Origin of the sequence: Brevibacillus laterosporus, assembly GCF_030489605.1 — a bacterium.
Lineage (GTDB): Bacteria > Bacillota > Bacilli > Brevibacillales > Brevibacillaceae > Brevibacillus_B > Brevibacillus_B laterosporus_E.
The window spans coordinates 438529-463415 of sequence record NZ_JAUKFY010000001.1 but is presented as its reverse complement, the minus strand read 5'-3'; the positions used below and the strand labels follow the sequence as shown (position 1 = coordinate 463415).

At 43.0% G+C, this 24887-nt stretch carries 23 protein-coding genes; 3 read left to right on the top strand and 20 right to left on the bottom strand.

The features are described from left to right. The first annotated feature begins 213 nt into the window (after nucleotides 1-213). A complete protein-coding gene (locus tag QZ995_RS01810; protein WP_366919671.1) occupies nucleotides 214-1131 on the top strand; it encodes a DMT family transporter in 918 nt (305 codons plus the stop codon). A 104-nt stretch (nucleotides 1132-1235) separates the two neighbouring features. On the opposite strand, the gene QZ995_RS01805 is transcribed toward QZ995_RS01810, so the two are convergent. From QZ995_RS01805 to racE, 14 genes are all read right to left on the bottom strand, one after another. Continuing rightward, entirely contained in the window at nucleotides 1236-2603 is a 1368-nt protein-coding gene (locus QZ995_RS01805; protein ID WP_301802210.1) for a protein O-GlcNAcase, read from the bottom strand. Between the two features lie 70 nt (nucleotides 2604-2673). Further along, nucleotides 2674-3309 (bottom strand): ribosome biogenesis GTP-binding protein YihA/YsxC, encoded by a 636-nt coding sequence (gene yihA / locus QZ995_RS01800; RefSeq protein WP_301802208.1) that lies wholly within the window; start codon nucleotides 3307-3309, stop codon nucleotides 2674-2676. After that, the gene (gene lon, locus QZ995_RS01795; RefSeq protein ID WP_301802206.1) at nucleotides 3306-5645 is read right to left on the bottom strand and encodes an endopeptidase La; all 2340 of its coding nucleotides are present in this window, start codon (nucleotides 5643-5645) and stop codon (nucleotides 3306-3308) included. Before lon ends, yihA begins: the two co-directional genes overlap by 4 nt. A 323-nt stretch (nucleotides 5646-5968) precedes the next feature. Further along, on the bottom strand, nucleotides 5969-7696 hold the full coding sequence (gene lonB, locus QZ995_RS01790; RefSeq protein WP_301802204.1) for an ATP-dependent protease LonB: 1728 nt from the start codon (nucleotides 7694-7696) through the stop codon (nucleotides 5969-5971). A 306-nt stretch (nucleotides 7697-8002) separates the two neighbouring features. Further along, nucleotides 8003-9262, bottom strand: a complete 1260-nt coding sequence (clpX, locus tag QZ995_RS01785; protein ID WP_064017814.1) for an ATP-dependent protease ATP-binding subunit ClpX — start codon at nucleotides 9260-9262, stop codon at nucleotides 8003-8005. A 50-nt stretch (nucleotides 9263-9312) separates the two neighbouring features. Next, a complete protein-coding gene (clpP, locus tag QZ995_RS01780; RefSeq protein ID WP_031410725.1) occupies nucleotides 9313-9891 on the bottom strand; it encodes an ATP-dependent Clp endopeptidase proteolytic subunit ClpP in 579 nt (192 codons plus the stop codon). 99 nt (nucleotides 9892-9990) lie between these two features. Then, nucleotides 9991-11274, bottom strand: a complete 1284-nt coding sequence (gene tig / locus QZ995_RS01775; RefSeq protein ID WP_301802198.1) for a trigger factor — start codon at nucleotides 11272-11274, stop codon at nucleotides 9991-9993. Between the two features lie 134 nt (nucleotides 11275-11408). After that, nucleotides 11409-11930, bottom strand: coding sequence for a metallophosphoesterase family protein (locus QZ995_RS01770; protein WP_301802195.1), 522 nt, complete (start codon nucleotides 11928-11930; stop codon nucleotides 11409-11411). A gap of 2 nt (nucleotides 11931-11932) precedes the next feature. After that, a complete protein-coding gene (locus QZ995_RS01765) occupies nucleotides 11933-12541 on the bottom strand; it encodes an XTP/dITP diphosphatase (RefSeq protein ID WP_301802193.1) in 609 nt (202 codons plus the stop codon). Nucleotides 12542-12806: 265 nt separating this feature from the next. Beyond that, nucleotides 12807-13544, bottom strand: coding sequence for a ribonuclease PH (gene rph / locus QZ995_RS01760; protein ID WP_301802189.1), 738 nt, complete (start codon nucleotides 13542-13544; stop codon nucleotides 12807-12809). 271 nt (nucleotides 13545-13815) lie between these two features. Then, complete coding sequence (locus tag QZ995_RS01755) at nucleotides 13816-14874, bottom strand: GerMN domain-containing protein (protein ID WP_301802187.1); 1059 nt, start codon at nucleotides 14872-14874, stop codon at nucleotides 13816-13818. A gap of 100 nt (nucleotides 14875-14974) precedes the next feature. Further along, on the bottom strand, nucleotides 14975-16132 hold the full coding sequence (locus QZ995_RS01750; RefSeq protein ID WP_301802261.1) for an MFS transporter: 1158 nt from the start codon (nucleotides 16130-16132) through the stop codon (nucleotides 14975-14977). Nucleotides 16133-16199: 67 nt separating this feature from the next. Then, the gene (locus QZ995_RS01745) at nucleotides 16200-16616 is read right to left on the bottom strand and encodes a MerR family transcriptional regulator (protein ID WP_301802182.1); all 417 of its coding nucleotides are present in this window, start codon (nucleotides 16614-16616) and stop codon (nucleotides 16200-16202) included. 185 nt (nucleotides 16617-16801) lie between these two features. Then, nucleotides 16802-17626: a glutamate racemase gene (gene racE / locus QZ995_RS01740; RefSeq protein WP_301802179.1), complete on the bottom strand. Its 825-nt coding sequence runs from the start codon at nucleotides 17624-17626 to the stop codon at nucleotides 16802-16804. 157 nt (nucleotides 17627-17783) lie between these two features. On the opposite strand from racE, the gene QZ995_RS01735 reads away from it, so the two are divergent. Both QZ995_RS01735 and QZ995_RS01730 read left to right on the top strand, forming a co-directional pair. Further along, on the top strand, nucleotides 17784-18809 hold the full coding sequence (locus QZ995_RS01735; protein WP_301802176.1) for a superoxide dismutase: 1026 nt from the start codon (nucleotides 17784-17786) through the stop codon (nucleotides 18807-18809). Between the two features lie 472 nt (nucleotides 18810-19281). Further along, complete coding sequence (locus QZ995_RS01730; RefSeq protein ID WP_003338869.1) at nucleotides 19282-19554, top strand: HU family DNA-binding protein; 273 nt, start codon at nucleotides 19282-19284, stop codon at nucleotides 19552-19554. Nucleotides 19555-19699: 145 nt separating this feature from the next. Here the strand turns inward: QZ995_RS01730 and QZ995_RS01725 are convergent, their stop codons facing one another. The 6 genes from QZ995_RS01725 to QZ995_RS01700 form a co-directional block, all read right to left on the bottom strand. Further along, nucleotides 19700-20584 (bottom strand): energy-coupling factor ABC transporter ATP-binding protein, encoded by an 885-nt coding sequence (locus tag QZ995_RS01725; protein ID WP_301802173.1) that lies wholly within the window; start codon nucleotides 20582-20584, stop codon nucleotides 19700-19702. A gap of 75 nt (nucleotides 20585-20659) precedes the next feature. Then, the gene (gene cbiQ, locus QZ995_RS01720) at nucleotides 20660-21460 is read right to left on the bottom strand and encodes a cobalt ECF transporter T component CbiQ (RefSeq protein ID WP_301802171.1); all 801 of its coding nucleotides are present in this window, start codon (nucleotides 21458-21460) and stop codon (nucleotides 20660-20662) included. Then, complete coding sequence (locus QZ995_RS01715; protein WP_301802170.1) at nucleotides 21457-21765, bottom strand: energy-coupling factor ABC transporter substrate-binding protein; 309 nt, start codon at nucleotides 21763-21765, stop codon at nucleotides 21457-21459. The genes cbiQ and QZ995_RS01715 overlap by 4 nt, the downstream gene beginning before the upstream one ends. After that, nucleotides 21765-22532 (bottom strand): energy-coupling factor ABC transporter permease, encoded by a 768-nt coding sequence (locus QZ995_RS01710; protein ID WP_301802169.1) that lies wholly within the window; start codon nucleotides 22530-22532, stop codon nucleotides 21765-21767. Before QZ995_RS01710 ends, QZ995_RS01715 begins: the two co-directional genes overlap by 1 nt. Nucleotides 22533-22551: 19 nt before the next feature. Beyond that, complete coding sequence (locus QZ995_RS01705; RefSeq protein WP_301802167.1) at nucleotides 22552-24150, bottom strand: cobyric acid synthase; 1599 nt, start codon at nucleotides 24148-24150, stop codon at nucleotides 22552-22554. 15 nt (nucleotides 24151-24165) lie between these two features. After that, on the bottom strand, nucleotides 24166-24831 hold the full coding sequence (locus QZ995_RS01700) for a cob(I)yrinic acid a,c-diamide adenosyltransferase (protein WP_301802165.1): 666 nt from the start codon (nucleotides 24829-24831) through the stop codon (nucleotides 24166-24168). Nucleotides 24832-24887 lie beyond the last annotated feature (56 nt).

Here is a 24887-nt window from a genome sequence, read left to right as displayed (position 1 = left end):
TTTCAAGATTTCACATCATTTTCCATGAATTAACATTTATTAGCCGTGTTAATTTTATCCAGATGTTCACTATCTTAGTTTGTCTCGTTTTCACTTGTTCATGCTTCTTTCGGAACTATCAAAAAACTCCTTTCTTCCCTGTTTATCTACTCTTATAATGAGTACTATAGCTCGAAATCGGCCAACACATTTTTTTAGAAACGAGGTAGTAGGGTGAAAAAAGCATTGATGGTTGACTGTTTATTGTTATGTATCGTTTTTATCTGGGGAGCAACCTTTGTGGTCGTTCAGAATGCGGTTCACATGCTTCCTCCCAATACGTTTAATGCGATCCGTTTTTTTAGCGCTTCGTTATTCTTGTCCCTTATCTACTTTATTCGAAATCCAAGGGCTTGGCAAACCTGTAACTTTTCTTTGGTACGCAGCGGTATATTTCTAGGCTTTTGGCTGTTTGTCAGCTATGCAACCCAAACAGTGGGACTCTTGTATACTTCGCCATCAAAGGCAGGCTTTATTACAGGTCTGTCCGTTGTGCTTGTACCCTTACTGTCGATTGTTGTACTGAAGCATAAAGTGAAAGCCTCTGCCTTTATCGGCGTCTGTATGGCCGTAATTGGGCTTTACTTATTAACGATGAATGGTACTCTTTCTCTTACATTTGGCGATTTTTTAGTGCTTTGCTGTGCAATTTGCTTTGCCATGCAGATTGTGTTGACCGGTCGGTATTCTCCTCGGTTTCCTACGATGCCCTTAGTAATCATTCAATTGTTCACTGTCTCATTTTTCAGTATGTGCTACGCCCTTCTCCTAGAGGATTGGCAAACGATATATGATCCTTTCATCATAGGTCACTCTGAGGTTCAATGGGCGCTATTTATCACGGCAATTCCGGCTACTGCCCTCGCATTCTTGGTGCAAACCTCTTTTCAAAAGGACACCTCTCCAACGCATGTGGCACTGATCTTTGCCTTAGAACCAGTCTTTGCAGCATTCACCTCCTACCTATGGATTCACGAGCTGTTGACGGTGAAGCAATTGATCGGCTGTGCTTTTATCCTAAGTGGCATGCTGTTTTCAGAACTGCCTGTTCTATTCTGGCTACGCAATCTAAAAGCAAAAATCTCTGCTTAGCCTTCCACAGTCTTATGTCTATAGAGTCAGCTTTTATACATAAAAAATCAAACAGACATCTTCCTTGCGAATAGAAAGGTGCCTGTTTGATTTTGCTTCCACCCTTATACACGACGTTTCCAAGTCCGGTAATTTCGCACTTCCAAGCTAAGCGCCTCTACCATTAACCGCATGACATTGCTACTTACCTTCTCAGGAAGCTTTTCCGCTTGCCGTAACCTTCGTCTCATTCGTAAAAAATAAAAGATTGCCCGAATCGTTTGCCCCTTCCGGCCAGCGTCAATTAAACGCGTTGCCGTTTTGCCTAATTTAGCCCAGTATGCATATTTTTTCAGCCAGCCTTTTATTTCTTTATATAACCTTTCATTTTGCATGCCGTTCAATAGATGCCTTGCAGAACTCTCCATTTCGGAAAAGGTGTGCTCCAGAATTTCCACAGCCTTCTGTTGATCGCCGTGAAAAAAGTGGTAGCGAAACTGATGCAATTTTTCCAGTAGCTGCGGGGCTTCTTCGTCACACAAAAACGATGCGCGCACATGATCGGCAAACAAAAGAAAGGCATGAAAATCTTCAGGTCCCACTATCTCTTTCACTGCGCGTTGAAAGGCCTCCTCAGGATCATAGGAATCAGGATGGGTTAAATATTCACCGATTGTCATGATAGAAATCTTGGAGCTTTCAGGATATTCCATTGCATTAGCTACATACCCAGTAGCAAAACGGAACAGATCAGCATCTCTATTTTGCAAAGGACCAATGTGCAGCTCGCTCGACATCGCCAAATCATTCACTGGATAATTATCCCAATAGAGCGGGTAGTGTCGTGTTTGTTCAAAAAAGTATCGGGAGTCTGCTTCCGTTAGATAAGGGGAACAGACAAACCTCCCCGTCCAAAACAGATCTATTTCCGTTGGCAAATGTTGTCCCAGATAGGTAATATACGCTTCATCACCTCTGCCATGATAAACCGTAGGGCATACCACGAGATGAACATCCTTACTAGTCTCTTTTAGCTTGTTCCAGACCAAAAGAGTAACCTGTACATGCGCCTCTGCTAAATGAATGAATGTCTCTTGATCACTTTTATGCATTAATTCCTGTGGAATATCATCAAACAACAAAGCAAATTTCGTCACACCGCAAGCAAGGAGTTTCTCGTACTTTTCTATCAATCTATCTACATGCTTCGAGCTGGCATACTGCATACTCATCCCCGGACTAAGACAATAGTAAAAGGCACATCCCACCGAATGTGCCTCTGAAATCAGCTCCGAAATGAGACGCATTTGGGCGGGAGAATGATGCATCTGCCAATCATCCCGCAGGATCGCATCATCTTTGGGCGCATAAAAATAGGCATTAAAGCCATGCTGACTGATAAAGTGCAGCATATCAATCCGATCCTCATGCGACCACGGCTTACCGTAAAATCCTTCAATAAGTCCCCGTAATGCAAATCCTTGTGAAGACATCCTTTCTCCTCCTCGGGAAGCTGTTTCTCTGTCTAAGCTGTTGGTGTCTTACTAACGTAGCCTGATTTCTTTACTCATTACCTTCCAGTATATGAGCGGATTCTTCGGGCGATTCTTGCTTGCCTTTTAGCCTGCGTAAAATCTCTCCCCATAGTTCATCCCTGCCTTGTCCCATTTCTGTAGAGAAAACAATGAGAGCATCTGTTGACTGGAAATTCAAAGTTTGACGAATAACTTTTAAATGCTGTAGCCATCTTCCGCGAGAAATCTTATCGCCTTTCGTTGCTACCACGATAGTAGGGATTCCAAGCTCCTTGCAATATTCATACATGCTGACGTCATCTTTAGAGGGAGCATGGCGAATATCCACTAGCTGAACAACAAATTTAAGCTCCTCTCGCTGGCTCAGATAAGCATCAATCATACTGCCCCAAGTCGACTTAATGGACTTGGAAACCTTCGCATATCCGTAGCCGGGAAAATCCACAAAGTACATTTGATTATTTACTTTAAAATAGTTAAGTGTCTGAGTTTTTCCGGGACGCGAGCTTGTCCGAGCAATTGCTTTGCGACTTAACATTTTATTGATTAAAGATGATTTTCCAACATTGGAACGACCCACCAGAGCAATCTCTGGCAGGCGATCCTTCGGGTATTGTTGAGGCCCTACGGCACTGATAATAAATTCTGCTGAAGTAATCTTCATTTCTTTTTCACCATTTTCTCTTGCACAAAAGCATATTTAATCACGTCATCCATGTGCTCTACAGGATGGAACGCCATATCATTTTTCACACTGTCTGGAATATCTTCTAAGTCCTTCTCGTTTTCAATTGGCAAGATAATGGTTGTTAGGCCGGCACGATGGGCAGACAGCACCTTTTCTTTCAAACCGCCAATCGGCAATACACGGCCACGTAATGTAATCTCACCCGTCATACCCACTTCTTTACGCACAGGAATATTTGTCAAAGCAGATAACAAGGCTGTTGCCATCGTAATCCCTGCGGAAGGACCATCCTTTGGAATTGCTCCTTCCGGCACGTGAATATGAATATCATTTTTCTCCAGTAAATCCTGAGTAATATCCCATTGACCAGCACGGGAACGAATATAGCTGAGGGCAGCTTGCGCTGACTCCTTCATAACGTCGCCTAATTGACCAGTTAATGTGAGAGTACCTTTACCAGGATAAACACTTACTTCAACATTTAAGGTATCTCCTCCCACTTGGGTCCATGCTAATCCTGTAACAGAACCAACCTGGTCTTCCTTCTCTGCTAGACCATAGCGGAATCGTGGTTTACCTAGCAGATTTTCCAAGGTCTTAGGTGTTACAACCACGCGTTTCTTTTCTCCACTGACAATGATTTTAGCAGCTTTACGGCACAAATTCGCTGCTTCACGGTTCAGGTTGCGCACCCCTGCTTCTCTTGTATACTGGCGAATCACCTTCATCATGGCTTCATCAGCCACTTGGAGTTTCTCTTTTGTGATACCGTGGGACTTTATATTTTTAGGAAGGAGATAATCCTGCATAATATGGAATTTCTCCAGCTCGGTATAGCCGGAAATTTCGATTGTCTCCATTCGATCAAGCAATGGTCTTGGTATGGTATGAAGCGTATTTGCCGTTGTTAAGAAGATAACATTGGACAAATCATAAACTTCTTCTACATAATGATCACTAAATTTTTCGTTCTGATTTGGATCAAGCACTTCCAATAATGCCGACGCTGGATCTCCGCGGAAATCACTCGCGAGCTTATCGATCTCATCAAGCAAAATAACAGGATTAACAGTACCTGCTTGACGCATGGATTGGATAATTCGGCCTGGCATCGCTCCTACATAGGTGCGACGGTGTCCACGAATTTCTGCTTCATCACGCACACCACCAAGCGAGATACGGATAAACTTCCGGCCCATCGCTCTTGCAATAGATCTGCCCAAGGAGGTCTTACCGACACCTGGAGGACCTACAAGGCATAGAATCGGGCCTTTTAAATCACTTACTAATTTTTGTACAGCAAGATACTCCAGAATACGCTCTTTTGGTTTTTCAAGGCCGTAGTGGTCTTCATTTAAAATCGTTTCAGCATGGGCAATATCTAGATTATCCTCTGTCTTTTTCGTCCATGGCAAGGAGAGTAATGTATCAATATAAGTGCGAACCACGCTGCTTTCTGCAGAAGTAGCTGGCATCTTATCTAGGCGATCGAGTTCTTTCTCCAGCTTAACCTTGATACGCTCTGGGGCGTCGGATTGGAGCAATTGCTCACGTAAATCATCCATTTCCCCATTGCGCCCGTCACGCTCACCTAACTCCTTTTGTATGGCCTTCATCTGTTCGCGAAGGTAATATTCCTTTTGCGTTTTTTCCATTTGCTTTTTAACTCGCTGACCAATACGTCGTTCTAGCTCCAGTACTTCTCGTTCGTTGTTTAAGATATTGAGCAAGATTTCTAGACGACGATGAACATCTACTGCTTCTAATACATCTTGCTTATCCTTTATTTTAAGCGGTAGATGGGATGCAATGACATCCGCCATACGCCCCGCTTCTTCAATATCACTAACTGAGCTTAGCGTCTCAGGGGATACTTTCTTAGAAATTTTGATATATTGCTCGAACTGCTGTAAAACAGTTCGCACCATAGCTTCGATTTCATTTTCATTTTTCCTGGTTTCAGGTAAATATGTAATCGAAACGTAGTAATAATCATCTTTTTGCAGATATTCGTTAATAGAGGCACGCTCTAAGCCTTCCACTAGTACACGAATTGTTCCATTAGGCAACTTTAACATCTGCTTCACTCGTGCAACTGTACCCACCGAATAAATTTGTTCTGCATCCGGTTCCTCCACCTGCACATCCTCTTGCGTTGATAGCAGAATATAATTATCATCTACCATCGCTCTTTCAAGAGCCCTTACGGATTTCTCACGTCCTACATCCAAATGCAACACCATGCTTGGATAAACCAATAAACCACGAAGCGGCAGCAGCGGTATTTCACGGGATCCTGTATGTTCACTCATGACCAAGCACCTCCCATTTCTAAGGCCACGATATCTCTCTTTTATAATGTCTGAAAGACGGTATCGTCTCATTGTATCGCAAAATGATACCCAATGTCTAATGACCACATGCATTTACTCACATTGCATGCCGTTTAAATTGAGACATTTGTAACACATACGATGATGAAGCCGTTTTTATTATACCCAAAAATTCCTAATCTTTCATAGAAGCTTCTGCTTCTTTGTACACTTTGATTAAAAAATATGGGATAGAGATAGGCTCCGCCTAGCCATATAGGAACGGAGCCTATGTGTAAAACAAATGCATCTATCATCTAATGCTACAGCGGTAAAGTGCCTGGCTGAATGCCTTCCACTTGTACAGGTACACTAAACGGCGGCAAGTAAGTGTCTTCGGCCTGTTCAGTCTCGTCAACTTGAGTTACAACGCCTTGGTCTACAAACGCCATTCGGATCGCTTCCTCTACATGATGGATTGCGATTACTTCAATTCCTTCTATATCCGCAAAGATCGTCTGCCAGTTCTCCGCTGGAATGAAAACACGTTTAGCCCCTGCTTGACGAGCTGCTTCTACTTTAGCAACCACTCCGCCCACCGGCTTTACCTTTCCATGGATACTGACCTCGCCTGTAACTGCCAATAAATTGTCAATTAGTCTTTCTTTGATAGCCGAATAGATAGCGATTGCGATTGTTAAGCCTGCGGAAGGGCCATCCACGGGCACACCACCGGGAAAATTAATGTGTAAATCATAGTCATATGGCTGAATGCCTAAGCGGTGAAGAACAGTTAACACATTATCAATAGAGCCTTTCGCCATAGATTTACGGCGAATGGTTCGGCTCGGACCCCCTAACTCCTCTTCCTCCACTAAACCAGTCAGCGTAAGTTTACCTGCACCTTTAATAGGGGCTAATGAGGCGGTTACCTCCACTTCCATCACGGTGCCCATGTTAGGACCATAGACAGCTAGCCCGTTGATGACGCCAATTTGAGCTTGCTCGTGTACTTGTTTTTCTTGACGAGGCGATTTTTGACTGCTATGTACCACCCATTCCACGTCCTGAGTGGTTACGATCTCACGTCCTTCTGTCATACATATTCCTGCGGCTATCTGTAATGTATTAATTGCTTCACGTCCATTGGTAGCATAACGCTCTATCACTGCAATCGCGTCATTCTCCACCTTAATTTGCATTTTTTTCATGGCCTTAGAAACAATACTTCCAATCTCATTAGGCTGAAGAGGACGGAAAAATATCTCTAAACACCGCGAACGCAAGGCGGGGGGAATTTCTTCCGGTGTGCGTGTTGTAGCTCCGACTAAACGAAAATCAGCCGGCAGTCCATATTGAAAAATCTCATGGATATGGGCAGGTATCTGAGTGTTCTCTTCGCTGTAATAAGCGCTCTCCAGCATTACTTTTCGGTCTTCTAAGACTTTTAGCAGTTTATTCATCTGTACCGTATGTAGCTCGCCTATTTCATCTAGAAATAAAATCCCTCCATGCGCCTTGGTAACGGCACCCGGCTTGGGTTGTGGAATACCAGCTTGCCCCATAGAACCCGCTCCTTGATAAATTGGATCATGAACGGAGCCAATCAGCGGATCAGCAATGCCGCGTTCATCAAATCTGGCAATAGTTGCATCAATCTCCACAAATTTAGCGTCCAGTTTAAAGGGGGAAAGTGAGCTTTTTTTGGCAGCTTCCAACACTACACGGGCAGCAGCTGTCTTCCCTACCCCTGGGGGGCCATAAATAATAACATGCTGCGGGTTAGGTCCGCATAACGCTGCTCGTAATGCTTTTAAACCGTCCTGCTGTCCAACAATATCTTCTAGCTTACTAGGTCGTGTTTTCTCAGATAATGGCTCAGTCAATGCGACCATTTTCATTTTACGTAAATGATCTACCTCTTTACGGGATTCCTTTTCCGTTGAAACCTTTGTTGTTCTTTGCATCTTTAACAGATTAAAAAAGTAGATGCCTATAATGATCCCAACGACAAGCTCAATAGCCCCTATTATGACTGTTGTATATTCCAATTCTATACCCTCCCAAGTAATGCTGGTAATACCTCCAAAACGATATAAAAGTAGTATTACCTAGTGCATGGGAGAGTAAACAAGGATCATTGCACAACCTTTGGGTATCTGTAAGCACTTATGGATCGAGCACCTCGTTTTTTATCTACATCCCTATATTCATCGAAATCTGGATCACCCTCAATCCTTGTTATAGAGTAAACTTATTATTTGACACAAAAAAAGGCGCTTGTTCCAAAGAACGAAGCACCTTTTTCTTATCCTTTTCACCAAACAGGTGTTAGAGCCTGCTTGATCAAGAGTTTTTTACGCTGATTGGATGATGTCGCCTTCTTTATTCTTTAGTTGTGGCTTCACCTTTTCGGTAACCACTTCCTCAGTAATTAGGCACTTCTCCACGTCCTCACGGGAAGGAAGCTCATACATCATATCCAGCATGATTTGTTCAATAATTGCACGCAGACCACGAGCACCAGTGTTACGCTTAATTGCTTCTTTTGCAATTTGAGTCAAAGCGCCTTCTGTAAACTCAAGTTCTACTCCATCTAGACTAAGTAGCTTTTGGTATTGTTTGATCAAAGCATTTTTTGGCTCTGTCAAAATTCGTACCAGCGTCTCTTCATCTAATGGTTCAAGTGTTGCATGCACCGGCAATCGACCTACAAATTCCGGAATCAAACCGAATTTGAGCAGGTCTTCAGGCAATACGTATTTTAGGTATTCGCCTTGTTTTAAGTCGGACTTAACGCCTTCCACCATTTCAGAACCGAAACCGATTACCTTTTTACCAATGCGGCGCTTGATAATTTGCTCGATGCCGTCAAATGCACCACCGCAAATGAACAAGATATTGGAGGTATCGATTTGGATAAATTCCTGATGCGGATGCTTGCGTCCACCTTGAGGTGGCACACTCGCTACTGTGCCCTCTAGAATTTTCAACAATGCTTGTTGTACACCCTCACCTGATACATCGCGCGTGATAGAAGGGTTCTCAGATTTACGAGCAACTTTATCAATCTCGTCAATATAGATAATCCCCTTCTCCGCTTTTTCTACATCATAATCAGCAGCTTGGATAAGCTTCAGCAAGATATTTTCAACATCTTCCCCAACATATCCAGCTTCAGTCAGCGATGTAGCATCAGCAATCGCAAACGGTACATTTAGGATACGGGCTAGCGTTTGGGCTAACAACGTTTTACCGCTACCTGTTGGTCCAATTAGTACGATATTGGATTTGGATAATTCCACATCCTCAATCTTCGCACCTGAATTGATTCGTTTGTAGTGATTATATACAGCAACAGCCAAGGATTTCTTAGCTTGATTTTGTCCAATAACATAATCATCTAGGATATTACGGATTTCCAATGGTTTTGGAATTTCCTTCATATCGATTTCTTCATCGGTCCCTAGCTCTTCTTGTACGATCTCATTGCAAAGCTCAATGCACTCATCACAAATGTAAACACCTGGACCAGCTACAAGCTTGCGAACCTGCTCTTGAGATTTTCCGCAGAAAGAGCACTTTAATTGACCTTTATCGTCATTAAACTTGAACATGTTTTTCACCTCACGTCGATGATTTTTTCAGCCAAGCACAGGATGGCCCCTTAACGGCGTTCGATCACACTGTCAATTAACCCGTAGTTTTTCGCTTCCTCAGCAGACATGAAGTTATCGCGATCTGTATCGCGGTCAATCACTTCATAAGGTTGACCTGTTCTTTCTGCCAAAATCTCATTTAATTGACGCTTTGTTTTAATAATCCAGTCAGCGTGAATACGAATATCCTCTGCCTGACCACGAACACCACCCAGCGGTTGATGAATCATCACTTCACTGTTTGGCAATGCAAAACGCTTACCTTTCGCGCCTGCAGCCAAAAGTACCGCACCCATGCTGGCCGCCATGCCGATGCAAATCGTGGAAACGTCCGATTTGATATATTGCATGGTGTCATAAATCGCCATGCCAGCGGTTACAGAACCGCCTGGAGAATTTATGTATAGGCTAATGTCTTTTCCTGGCTCTTCGGATTCAAGGAATAACAATTGCGCTACTACAGCATTTGCTATTTCATCATCAATCTCGCTTCCCAGAAATATGATACGGTCTTTTAACAGACGGGAATAAATATCGTACGCACGTTCTCCGCGGTTAGTTTGCTCTACGACCATAGGGATCAGCATAATGGATGGCCTCCTTCACTAATTTCTGCTTTCTTTATCTGAGAAAACAAGGCACGAAAAAACGTTCGTGCCTTGCGCCCATATCTAAGGTTATGCAGTTTATTTGCTTTCTGCAACCAACAAATCTACAACTTTACGAGTCAAGATTTCACGGTACAAACCAGCAAGCCCGTCTTGTGCAGCAAAGATTTTCTTAAGCTCGTCAGCAGGACGGCCATACATCTTCGCATATTGCTCAAGCTCTTGATCTACATCTTCTTCTTTTACTTCAAGGTTTTCCGTTTTTGCAATCGCTTCAAGAACCAATGCTGTGCGAACACGCAACACTGCATCCTTACGCATTTGATCGCGAAGAGCAGATTCGTCTGTACCAGAGAATTGGTAGTACAACTCTAGGTTCATACCTTGCATTTGCAGGCGTTGCTCAAATTCTTTAACCATTTGATCAAGCTCTGACTCTACCATAACATCTGGAATATCGATCTCAGCATTCTCCGTAGCTTTTAGAACCAATTGCTCGCGGATGTAGTTTTTCTTTTCCGCTTCAGCTTTTTCTTCTAATTTAGCTTTCAGATCAGCTTTGTATTCTTCCAAAGTGTCAAATTCGCTTACATCTTTTGCGAACTCATCATCCAACTCAGGTAGGTTTTTACGTTTTAAGCCGTTCAATTTCACTTTGAACATAGCTTCTTTACCTGCAAGGTTCGGAGAGTGGTATTCTTCAGGGAAAGTAACAGTGATTTCTTTTTCTTCCCCGATTTTCATACCTACTACTTGCTCTTCAAAACCAGCGATGAATGTGCCAGTTCCAAGCTCCAAAGAGTAGTCTTCTGCTTTACCGCCTTCGAAAGCAACTCCATCTTGGAATCCTTCGAAATCGATGTTTGCAGAGTCGCCGTTTTCAGCTGGGCCTTCTTCAACTGTTACCAATTCAGCGTGGCGAGTTTGCATACGTTTTAGTTCTTCTGCAACTTGTTCTTCGCCTACAGTGAAATCCTTCTCTTCTACAGAAAGACCTTTGTAGTCGCCTAGTTTTACTTCAGGCTTTACAGTAACAGTTGCTTTGAACACTAATTTTTGACCAGCTTCCATTTGTTCTACGTCAACTTCTGGACGATCAACAGGCTCGATACCTGTTTCACGAACAGCTTGTCCGTATGCCTTTGGAAGAATAATATCCAATGCATCTTGGTACAAAGACTCAACGCCGAAGCGATTTTCGAACATTTTACGAGGCACTTTACCTTTACGGAATCCAGGTACGTTTACTTTTTTTACTACCTTTTTAAATGCTTCATCCAGAGCAAGGTTTACTTGATCGGCATCAACCTCTACCGTCAAAACCCCCTGGTTATTCTCTAACTTTTCCCATTTTGCTACCACTTAAACTTCCCCTCCTAGATTAAATCCAGAAAACATTGCCTCACCCACACAGAAACAATCTATGTCATTAAGAAGCAATTTACCTGCCATTATAACCATTTCAGTATATCACATAACAAATAAATTTCAAGAAATCACCGTCGTACCAAAAATTGACCACCACGTTCAGAAATTTCTTGTCCTTGTCGATCGTAGAAGCGCACCTGTACCTTAATATGGAAATCATCAGTACCTATTTGATCCAAAACAGCGTATGTAGGAGTTCTAAAACCGCGCGGCATCATCAAACTGCCTGGGTTAATGAACAAAATATCTCTCTCGACTTCACATACCGGAAAATGAGAATGTCCAAACAACACAACGTTCGCTCCAACTTCTTCAGCACGATAGTGCAACTTCATAAGTGAGCTTTTAACATCGTACAGATGTCCATGTGTTTGGTAAATGATTAAATCTTTCCAGCGTGTAACCCGATCTTTAGCAACTGGCTCAAAATCACAGTTTCCTTGTACGAGTTGCATGTTTGAAAATGGTGCTTGCTTCTGGTCGACGCAGAAGTCTCCACAATGCAAGATGAAATCTGCTGGGTGACGATCCACTACTTCTTGTACCTCTTTGATTTGCCCATGTGTATCGCTGATGATGAGAATGCTCACGCCTATCTCCCCTTCAGTTTTTCTAGCAAATCCTTCATCGCCATGGCGCGGTGACTAATCGTGTTCTTCTGTTCTGGTGATAACTCTGCCATGGAGCATAATTGACTTGGTACAAAAAAGACTGGATCATAACCAAAGCCGTTGGAACCAGATGGAGCATGTGCGATAGCACCTTCGCAAGCCCCTGTCGCAATCACGGGCTCTTGTCCTGGTTCAACATAAGCGAGTGTACAACGGAATCGGGCTGTTCGCTCCTTCATCGGAACATCTGCCAGTTTGGTTAATAGTTTTTGATAGTTTTCTTCATCTGTAGCCTTTTCTCCTGCAAACCGTGCAGAATAAACTCCTGGAGCACCATGTAAAGCATCTACCTCTAAACCAGAATCATCGCCGATTGCTGGCAGTCCCAACACCTCTGAGATTGTTTTCGCTTTTTTGAGTGCATTGGCTTCAAAGGTTTCGCCGTCTTCTTCCACCTCGGGTGCATCTGGAAATTCAGAAACACTGACTGCCTCCAGATTCAATGCCTCAAACAATTTATTAAATTCGCGAACTTTCCCTTGATTTCTAGTGGCTAATACCACTTTTTTCTTTGCTGTTTGTTCACTCATGCTCGTCCCTCGCTTTCGTGATAAAAGCTACTTTACAAACAAATTTATGTATAGGCTTATGCATTATCCCACATTATAACGCAAGCATTGTAAAAATTCACCTTTCCTATGTACCTCTGGTAAATCTTAGACGCAGTTAACCTTATTGATGTTTCATCCATGCCGATTTTTAAGTACGAATCATGATAAAACCCGAACAACAGACATATGAAGATGTCCGCTTTCGGGTTTTACCACCTATGTAGGCCTGTTGGGAGCTAATAAGTTACGCCTTGCTATAAAGCTTCACTTCTCCTAGCACTTCTTTTTGTAGGCCAATAAGGTCTTGAATCCCTTTTTGCCCCAACGCCAGTAATTGCATTAGCTCATCTGTGCTGAATGGAGATTCTTCCCCTGTCCCTTGCAGCTCTACATATTTGCCGGCGCCTGTCATAATTACATTCATATCAACAATTGCGGTAGAATCCTCTTTATAATTCAGGTCCAATACTGGTACTCCCTCTACTACTCCTACGGAAGTAGCGGCTAAGAAATCCGTGATCGGCAATTCCTTCCATGTCCCAGCCGTTACTAATGTATTCATAGCATCCACCATCGCTACGAATGCACCCGTAATAGACGCGGTACGCGTACCTCCATCTGCTTGAATAACGTCACAATCCAACCAAATTGTGCGTTCTCCCATCGCCTCTAGTTTTACAACCGAACGAAGGGCGCGGCCAATCAGACGTTGAATCTCCATCGTACGTCCTCCGACCTTGCCTCTGGAGGATTCCCGGGCATTTCGTGTTTCTGTGGCACGCGGTAGCATAGAGTATTCAGCTGTAACCCAGCCTTTTCCACCGTTCCGCATAAACGGAGGTACTTTTTCTTCTAACGTCGCTGTACAAATTACCTTGGTATCTCCTACTTCAATCAAGCAAGAACCCTCTGCATGCTTAATGTAATTGCGGGTAATTTTAACGGGACGCAATTGATCGCTCGAACGTCCATCCAATCTCATAAAAGACCTCCTACATATTTTCAAATTCGTTATTATGTCGCTGTGCTTGTTTGCTGTTGTCTCCGCAATGGTAACGTTTAATCACAAAGCCTTCAACTAGTATACCAAGGCACACCATGAACTGCTAGTTTTTCAACCTGTTTCTTACAAGGACGTGTTCATTTTACCAAAAAGCACCGCGAATCATACCAAATAACCACCTCTGAAGGCTGTAGACCATATAGACATGCACTATAAATAAACATCCACGCCCCTAGACGTGGATGTTAGCTTACAATTCAAAGGCATTAATTTGAAGCGGTCTTGATACAGGCTGGTCAAATTTCATTGAACCTGCTTGAGTTAACGGTTTACCCTCTACCTGAACCTGCACCTTCTTTATACCTGTATTCTCCGTTAAAGACAGCACAAGTGATTCCATGGCTTCAGGGTTTGCTTCTTTTCCCTTATCATACTGTAAAATATCGTTGCTTAAATTAACAACCACCGTATCTTTTTGTTGCTCAACGCCAAGTACCTTTGTAGTGCGCAGTAAGGAGCTAAATAATGGTGAGCCTTCTTTCGGCCCTTTTATCAGCTCTTCAACAACAGCTTTCGACATATCCTGCGTCTCTGGAATCAACCGTGTCACCGGTACAAAATAGGTTCGTTTATCATCTAGCTGACTTTGAAAATAAATCGTTACTGCAGAAGTTCTGCCAGGATGCGCCCCTTCAACCAGTTCCGTATTAATGCCCTGTTCACGGTTTAACAATGAGACAGGTGTACCGTTTGCCGGCATCTCGCTTAACGGTTGCCCGTTTACCCAAATCGCAATATCCTTCACCGTATCAAACTCTGTCATAGAACGAGTAATTGCATCAAGAATTTTTTGTTCATCGGCCGCTTTATAATTTTTAAATTCAGATGAGAATTCTATTGTTGCTTTTCCTTCTTTAATAGACATCCCCAGAATTTTCGTGCCCTCGGGCAACAGAGCCTCAAATCCCTGCGGCTTCAGCGTCTCCACAGGACCGCCCTTAACCATATAGCTTAGCACTTGTTTAGCGGGTCCTTCTGCTTTGGGTACAATCAAGGAGACTGGAACGACAAAACCATTGGTATCTTGCAGATAAACAGTACGCTTTGTCGTTTGGGTAACCGCCCCTTGTGTCTCTTCTTCCGTCTGTTCTCCCGTTATCTGTAATGGATTAGGATCTGCACCTGTAATGGATGGAGTCTGCATAGGGGCACTCGTTTCTTTGGATGGACCAAACAGCCCGCATCCTGCCATGAGTATCGCACTCAGCCCAACAACCGCTGTCATTTTACCGATAGGTCTTTTTTTCATCCCATCTCCTCCTCGTTGACACTTTGTACTACCATGTATACGAGCAGGGCTTGGGTTTATTCCTCCAGAGTAAAAGAAATCTGAAATCCAGCAAGCTGTCTTAGACTGCTCTCTCTTTAGAGGGAATATTTATACTAATGATGATAATCGCAGCAAGCGACAGAAGAACAGCCACTGCAAATGGAGCTTGTGGAGCAATTGCGTGACCAATTACTCCTGATAATAAGGGAGCTAGCGCTGCTCCTAGCCAGCGTACAAAGTTATACACGCCAGAAGTAATTGCTCGTTCATATGGAGAGATTTCCATGACATAGCTTGAATATACAGCATTATTTAAACCAAGTACCAGGCCTGAGACGATAATCAGTATTATTTTTGCCGTACTGCTAGGGATAGCAAATAAGCCGAGTAAAATAACCACTAAAGCAAGTAATCCATAGCGTATCAACACTTTATAAGGAAGTCGCGCTTCTAGCTTATGGGAAAGAACCGCTGACCCATACGCCAGCATTAATCCCCACCCAAAAAACACAAAACCTAATTGGATAGCAGTTAAGTGTAAGATGAGTGGCGAGTATGCCAAAATAACAAAGAAACAATAATAATACAGCATGCCAGACAAAGCGCCTTGCATAAATGGTCTGTAGGTTAAGAGACTGAAAAGTTCTTTTAGACCTGCTGTTTGGCGTTCTTGTTTTTTTGATGGTTCATGGACAAAGAAAATAACAAGAAGCAATGCACAAAAAATAAAGAAAGAAGTAGCGAAAAATGGATAATTCCATGCAAATCCACCTAAAAGTCCACCTACTAAGGGACCTCCTGCCATGCCTAACCCAATGGCCGCTTCATACATCCCAACAGCGCCGCTAACCTCATCAGATAGGGCGATCAACAACGTCATCGCTGTGGCAAAAAACATGGAGTTTCCCAATCCCCATCCTGCGCGAAACCAAGATAATCCTACAATAGATGAGGACATAGCACATAACAATGAAAAAACAGTAACAATCGCTAGCCCGATCGTCATTAATTTTTTATCCCCTAAACGCACGGCTAAAATTCCAGATGGCAGCATCATAATCGCCATGGTAAATATATAAGCAGTAAATAACATCTCTACTTGCCAATGAGTCGCATGGATTTGTTCGGCAATGACCGGAAGAATAGGATCAACTACTCCTATTCCCATAAACGCAAAAAAAGTGGCTAGCACCGTAATGATCCGTGCACGTTTTCGATTATTCGAATTAAGCTGCATTTTACCATACACCCCTATTTTTAATCTTGTTCCTGCCATTAAGTTGCATATACACCTTTTATGGAATTTATGTTGTCCATTTGTCTTTCTGCCGGAGCTTTTCTATTTCGAGAAGCATATCCTGTAGGTCTTGACGAAAAGACTGCATACGTTTCATTTTCTTTGTTAACATATCCACCTGCTCCTCTAGTAGTGTATGGAGTCGATCAGCATGGATTGATGCTTGCACATCTTCATTTTCATACGCCTGTTCCATCTCTTCCTTTAAACTAATAAAATGTTGAAGCTCTGTTAGGGAAAAGCCGAGTACCTCGCGTGCCTCCAAAATTTTTTTGATATCACGTATATCGTCTGAGGAATACAGCCGAATTTTACCTTCCGTACGAATTGGGGGTTTAATCAACCCGATTTCCTCGTAATAACGCAATGTTCGTTTCGTTACTCCAATCTGCTTGGTTACCTCATCGATTTTAAAGAACGTCATGGCATCTCCTCCTTTCAAATAGTTTGATATACAACTATATTTAACAAGTAACAATTTACGTTAACGTAAGCTTTTTGTCAAGGGAGAGAGAACTTTTTTAAAAAATACCTATCATTAAAAAGTCAGTTCCCTGTAATTCAAGGAACTGACTCGTTACATGCACGATCATAACTTATCCACAATTTCTAAAATAATGGGGTCGCATGCTCAAGCACCTGCTGCTGTACATTCAATGGGCACTCCAGCCACTCTTCGCCAATTTGCTGGAATACCTGTTTACTGCCACTTGTATAAAACAAATGATGCTTGGGCTCGATTTCTTGCAATTCATTTAATAGCCCCTGCATAGACAGCATAGCACTGAGTTCACGCGCCGTTTCTTCTGCTGAATTAATCAAGGTGATGCTATCTCCCATTGCCTCCTGAATGAGTGGGGCAAGCAAAGGATAATGGGTGCAGCCCAAAATCAATGTATCCAGTTCTTCATGACGGAAAGGCTCTAAGGTCTTGCTTACGATTCGCCGGGCCTCTTCTGTATGTAGGCGCTGTTGTTCAACTAATGGAACAAACGCCGGACATGCCATGGCCACTGTGTACAGTTCTGGATTAATACGATGCATCGCTTGTAGATAAGCCCCTGTACGAATCGTCATTTCTGTACCAATAACACCAATGCGCCCCGTGCGAGATGCCGAAATGGCGGCACGTGCTCCTGGTTCAATTACACCGATAACGGGCGAATTCATCCGTTCCTTCGCTTCATGCAACACCACTGATGCAGCCGTATTACAAGCAATTACCAGCGCCTTTAGTTGAAATTGAGAAACAAATTGAATCATTTGATTCGTATATGTGCGAATTTCTTCGGAATCGCGTGAACCATATGGACAACGGGCATTGTCGCCAAAATAGACAATTTTTTCACGCGGTAATTGCCGCATTACTTCTTTTACTACGGTCAATCCACCTACTCCTGAATCTATAATCCCGATGGTTTCTTTTCCATTCATTGATGTTAGCTCCTTTGAAGTCAGAGTCCCTTGTTTACCATATGCTGTTCCCAGACCCTATGTAAAGACAAAGAGGATGAACCAGCTAAAAAATTTTGAACCTGTAGGCATTTATCATCATAAAGTATACAGCAGGAAAGTTGAAGGAGGAATTACCTTGAACCACCGAATACAGCATCTCCTAGATTGGAGCGAATGGGGCCGGCAATGGGTCGATTACCTGCGTCAAAATCCTCATTGTGCTGAAATGAAGCGGGATTTGCACAAATTCCATGTGGCCTTTAGCGAAGTAGGGCGCAAAGCCAACTATTACCAGGATAAAGAGGATCGCGAGGAACAAATTTCGAAATTAGCCTCCCAAGCTGAAGATATTCAGCGGCACTTCCATGCCCTACTCCGTCTCGTCCAAAATCGAAAAACAGAGGAAGAGAACAAAGAGGAAGAAAAGCAAGCTAACTCGAAGACAAGAGGTCGCTTTCAACGGCATCCTAAAGTAGAGCAACCCTCGACACCAGCTATCATTCCTGTAATGTCAGAAGCAAATTATTCTAATAAAGCCGTTCCGATTGGTGGTCATACCCTTCCACCCCTTCCCTATTCTTATGATGCATTAGAACCATACATTGATGAAGAAACAATGCGTATTCACCATGATATCCTACATCGCAATTATGTGAACAACTTAAACAAGGCTGAAAAAATGATGGCTCAAGCTCGTGAAACAGGAAATTTTGAGCTGATTAAGTTCTGGGAAGGGGAGGCAGCCTTTAATGGTGCTGGGCACTACCTGCATACCATTTTTTGGTTTGTTATGCGTCCAGATGGTGGCGGTATGCCAACTGGAGAACTAGCTTCCCATATTAATAGCTCTTTCGGTTCCTTTGATAAATTCAAGCAACATTTCTCACAAGCTGCTGAAAAAGTTGAAGGCGGTGGCTGGGCTATTCTTGTTTGGTCTCCGCGCTCCCACCGCTTGGAAATTTTACAAGCAGAAAAACACCAAAATTTATCGCAGTGGGATGTAGTTCCATTACTAGTCTTAGATGTATGGGAGCATGCCTACTTTCTTTCCTACCACAGCCAAAGAGCTGATTATATCAAAGCATGGTGGAACGTCGTCAACTGGGAAGAGGTAGAAAATCGCTTCCGCCAAGCAAGCCGTCTTCGCTGGAAACCATATTAACCTGTGGGGCTGCACTCTACTGTCTATGATGATACTCCCCAGTCCTTGAGAAAAACATATCAAATGCATGAGAAATATATGACATATTCAAATATGGGGATGATTCTATCAAGTATGCAAAAAGAGCATGCGAGTGCGGATGACCCGCTTGCTCTTTACCATCTTTAATTTTGTTTGCTTCAAGTAGGGATAGATATCTGGAACCTAAAATGATTCTTGTAGCGAAAGTAAGCTCTTCCCAATTGTTTTCTACCGTTCTTCTTTCTTGATTTGGTTTTCTTTTCGTTGATTTTTAGGTTTGGAAAAAGTAAAATTTGGCAAATATAGGAGCAAACAAAAAATTTTATCCTTTGTTTTGTCCCTTTTCGAAAAAAAAGGGGATTTTTTAAGGGTTTCTCTTCTTTTTTACTGTTCTAATAAAGGATTTTTTGGTATGATGAGTAGTAGTTTTTTAAAGAAAAGAGGTAAGAAAATGAACAAGACAGAATTGATTGCAAAAGTAGCTGAAACAGCTGAATTAACAAAAAAAGATGCTGGACAAGTGGTTGACGCCGTATTCGAAGCAATCACTGGCGCACTAAAAGGCGGAGAAAAAGTTCAATTGATGGGCTTTGGTACTTTTGAAGTACGCGAACGCGCTGCTCGCAAAGGACGCAATCCTCAATCTGGCGAAGAAATCGAAATCCCAGCAAGCAAGCTACCAGCTTTCAAAGCAGGTAAAGAACTAAAAGAAGCTGTTAAGTAATCATTCTTCCTACATAAGAAGAGACAAATAAGGCTAGCAAATGACCCAAGGTTGTTTGCTAGCCTTTTTCTAATGAAATAACAATCAAATTGCTCCCTGCTGAAGAAATCCCTATCTACACGCCATCCTCTATGTTCTATGCCCGTTAATTTTTCGTTACGAGCATCAGTTCCTTTTCCTTGACACCCATTCGTTCTGCATAACCATACCATTCTTGCACAGTTCTAGGTGCTGTCCACGTTGCACGCTGCTCCTCATTTAAAAGTGGCTGAATACTTTCCCAGACGCTGTAGAGCAGAGGAACCCCAAGCTGCACTCGGTTTAAAAGCTCCTTCTGACAAAAAACCTCTTGAGGAGTTCCTTCTAAAAGAAGCGAGCCATTATGCATAATAAAAACCCAATCTGCCCAAGCGTAAGCAAGCTCCAAATCATGTGTAGACATAACAACGGTCGTACCCTGCTGATAAATTTGTTCCAATTGTGTCAGAAATAGCTTTGTATGGTAGCTATCCAGATAAGCTGTTGGCTCATCAAGCAGGAGTAATTCCGGTTGCAATACAACAACTCCAGCTAAAGTCACTAGCTTTTTTTGTCCTAAGCTTAACTGGTGTAATGGTAGGTGTAACCACTCTTTTATTTGAAAAGCTTCTGCTGTGGCCAATACGCATTCACGAACCTTATCTGCAGATAGTCCTTGATTACATAAACCATAGGAGAGATCCTCAGCCACCGTAGCCGCCAATAATTGATGCTCTGGGTCTTGCATCACCAATCCTACTTTGCTGCGTAGCTCTTGTAAAAATCGGCGATCATAGCGGTATGGTTCTCCCTTGTAGTACAACTTTCCTTCTGTTGGACGATAAATACCATTTGCCTGCAAAAACAACGTAGATTTCCCCGAACCATTATGTCCGAGAAGTACGATCTTTTTACCTTTTGGGATACGTAAATTTATTTCCTTTAGAGCGAGGCTATTTGTCTTGTGTTCGTAGGCATAACTTACTTTTTCCAGGCTGATCAAGGTTTCCACAAGAGCCACGCCCCCTTCCTAGTAATAAAGAAACTTGGCGATTGCCAAGTCTCTCAGGTTATCGGTTCTGATTTCTTATAAAAGGGAGTGCCAAAAGATTAGTGCTATACAGCAAGCTCCCCCCATCGTAGCTTCGATGAGATAACGCTTTATATATCTCTCTTTTTCCATAGTAACCACTTGCAGATCTCCGTCGAATCCACGCGCTAGTAGACCATGGTTTAATTGCTGATACCGTTGCATACTTTTTGCAAACAACAAGCTGACCAGTTGACCCATGTCCTTCAATTGGGCAGAAAAACTCCCATGCCCACCGCGTGCTTTTTGCGCAATCCATAAATCATGTGCCGTTTGGAAAAATACAAATAAAAATCGATACATCAACATAATAAGTTCAACAATGATGGGAGGCACTCGTAATGCGCGTAATACGTCAAGCAATTGAACTAAAGGGGTCGTTAGCAGCAAAAAAGCAAAACAAGCACTGGCACCCAATGTGCGGCAAAACAGCTTACCGATCACAAACAAATTACGTTGATCAATATAGACATACCAATCACCTATCGTAAGTAATTTCCAGCTCGATTCCAGCCCGTTGCTGACTGAACCTGACAAACGGTGTACGTCGATTAGCAGGGCAGGTGTGCTGCTAATGAAAAACAAGCAGGCTACCCCGATAAACATAAGATAGCTACGCAAGGGAACACTGGCATACCCTACAATCCAGATACTCATCCAAAGAAAAATGCCAATTTGGATTTCCATATCTGCACATAAAGCAAGAGTGAGCATTCCTGCTGCAAAACCAGCCTTGAAACGAGCAGATACATCACGCAATCGATTTTGATACGCTATTCGGTCTATCCAGAGATTCATTCTTGTACTTCGTGTGTCGCTTCATTTTTTTTGCGACCTTTAAAAAATCCAATTGCGTAACCAATCACACCTGCTCCAATAGCTGCCTGAACTGCGAACAACAAGCTCTCTGTTTCAGAGCCTGGCACTTCCATTAACGGCTGAAACCATGGTTCATATTCCGGAGCCAGCTCCTGAATCGCTTCTTCGGCTTGGCCATCTGCTCCACCAAATTCAGAGTCCTTGATCAACATCAGCGGGATGACCGCAATCACTACCACAAGAGCAAGTAACAACAAGTTTTTCCATTTCGCTGCTCTTTTCATTATTTGGCACCTCCCCGCAAGCTAAGCAACATTTGCAATTCTTGACGGTTATACGCGCTAATCCAGTTCCAAACAACTACAGTCAGTAATCCCTCGCAAATAGCTAGCGGAATCTGGGTGACTGCAAAAATGGTTCCAAACTTCATGAACGCAGCAGCAAAACCACCAGATGCCGCTGGAAAAGCTAAGGCTAATTGAACAGATGTAGTGATATAAGTAGCTAAATCAGCCAAAGCAGCCGCGAAGAAAATGCTGACTCCTTGCTTTACCTGCATACCGCTTAATAGACGATAAATCCCATAGCCTACAAACGGCCCTACAACTGCCATAGAAAAAGCATTGGCTCCTAGTGTGGTTAATCCTCCATGGGCAAGTAAAATCGCTTGAAATAACAAAACGATACTACCTAAAACGCTCATAATTTGTGGTCCGAATAGCACTGCTCCAAGTCCTGTACCTGTAGGATGCGAGCTACTGCCTGTAACAGACGGTATTTTAAGCGCCGACAATACAAAGCTAAACGCACCAGCTAACGCTAGCAACAGCTTCACTTGCGGTTTATCATTCGTCAAACGTATTAAAGAACGAAGTCCCCAGACAAAGAATGGCACAAACACTACCCACCAAAAGATCGCCCATCCGAAAGGTAAAAAACCTTCTGCAATATGCATGGCGTAGGCACTTTCGGGCGTGTTCACTAGAAAATACAGAGCAAACACAGGAAGTAACCATAACAAACGACTGCTTGCAATCCATTTCCGATTCATTTTCATCATCCTTTGGAAATTAATTAGTATCCTTCTTTTGAAACCATGCTTCAAGATGACTAATATTTAAGTGACTTTCCACGTGATGTGCTAATTGATCATAAGCTTTTTCTCGTCTCATCTGTTCAGTGACTACCTCTTCTGTAAAGATCGGTAACCCTTTTTCCTGGCGCAACAGATTAATAAGCTGTCTGGTAAAATGTCGATTATGGAAAATCCCATGCAGGTACGTTCCACTAGCTCTTCCATCTTTTGAAATGGCACCATCCTGTTTTCCATCCTGTAAGACAATGAACGGAGAACCAGAGTGATCAGTCATACAGGTCTCTCCTAGATGGATTTCATATCCTGTTACCTCAGTCTGCGAATTCTGATTGTCCTTTGTCGGTTCCATAGTGTGTTCTTGCTGCTGGTCTGCTTTATCACTCGACAATCCCAGCATTTCCTGTGCCTTTGGATGCAGCTCTCCGGTGACCTGTACAGTTCGTTTCTCCTGACAAAATGTGGTTTCAACAGGCAGGAAGCCCAGCCCAGCACGTTCTTGTACTGTTCCGTCTCCTTCTACGCCGTCAGGGTCGAGCAACTTCTCGCCCAGCATTTGAAAGCCTCCACAAATGCCAAACAATCTTGTACCAAAGCGATGCAACTGGCGCAGGACATCTACAAGCCCTTCCTGTTCAAGCCATGCCAGGTCGTCTAAGGTATTTTTTGTACCAGGAATAATAACCAGATCAGGGTTTCCTAGCTCATGTCGGTTACGTACATATCGAACGCCTGTTTCTGGTTCATCAAACAATGGATCAAAATCAGTAAAGTTCGAAATACGCGGCAAACGAAGAATTGCAATATCAATAGGGAATTCAGCTAATTGGGGTTGTTTAAAGCGAAGCGATGACAGTGCTAGTGAATCTTCCGCCTCAATTTCAACAGCCATATAGGGCAAAACAGCCAAAACAGGTATTCCCGTTCTTTTTTCCAGCCATTCCACTCCATCGTCTAACAAATCGCGTCTTCCTCTGAATTTATTAATGATAAATCCCTTAATTCTTGCCCGCTCTTCATCATCGAGCAGCTCCAGTGTCCCGATAATAGAGGCAAATACTCCACCGCGTTCAATATCTGCCACTAAAATGACATCGGCATCTGCTAAATGAGCCATGCGCATGTTGGCAATATCTCGATCTTTCAGATTTATCTCTGCCGGACTTCCCGCGCCCTCTAAAATAAGAACATCGTACTCACTTTGTAGACGTTCTAAGGCTTCCTTTACAATTGGGATAGCTTGTTCTACATAATTTTCTCGATACTCTCTTGCATCCATATCAGCGTAACGCTTACCATGAACAATGATTTCGGCAACCATATCCTGCTTTGGTTTTAACAGGATAGGATTCATGTCTGTAGTGGCTATTGTTCGTGCTGCTTCTGCCTGTACGCCCTGAGCACGCCCTATTTCCTTCCCATCCTTTGTTACATAAGAATTAAGCGCCATATTCTGTGATTTAAACGGTGCTACCCGATATCCTCGATTGGCAAAGATACGGCACAAAGCTGTACAAATTAAACTTTTCCCTACATCTGAGGCTGTGCCGACTACCATGATGGCTTTTCCTTGCATGTAAGCACTTCCTCTCTAAAATTCCAAACCTTTTACTGCCGGAATTCCTTCATTATAATAGTGCTTAGACGGCTCAATGGTAGAGACCAAATCTGCTAGTTCGATCAGTTCCGTTTTCGCACTGCGACCTGTGATTACCAAATGCATATTGGTTGGGCGATTTTTGATCGCTTCTACTACCTCTGCTAAAGGTAGAACATCTTCAATCGGAAATGTAGAGATCGCCAAGGCATTATTTAATTCATCCAATACTAATAAATCAATAGTTGGGTCGCTTAGTTTCTCTTTCGTCAATGACCATGCTTTTTTTAAGGCTTCTCGATGCTCTTCTGGGGTTTTGGTCCAAGTAAATCCTATTCCTAGCTGTTGCATCTCCATTCCTAATTTACGCATAGACAATGACTCACCATAGGATCGCTGCGGGGACTTGATAAATTGTAAAAATGTCACTTTCATCCCCCGTCCCAAGGCGCGCAGACTAACACCCAAAGCCGCTGTTGTTTTCCCTTTACCGTCACCGGTATACATTAAAAACAAACCACGTCGCTCCGCTCTTTCTTTTGGACTGTCCTTTTGCTGCAATTCATCAAGAGATTCCACTGGAACCGCTGCAGTTGACCCATTTTCTTTTTGCTCTTGACTGTGTGCCTGCCCTTGATTCACGTCATTTCGATGTGACATGCTTTGCTTCCCTCCTGATGATTCGCTTCCAACCTTTACACAGTAGCAAGTCCTTT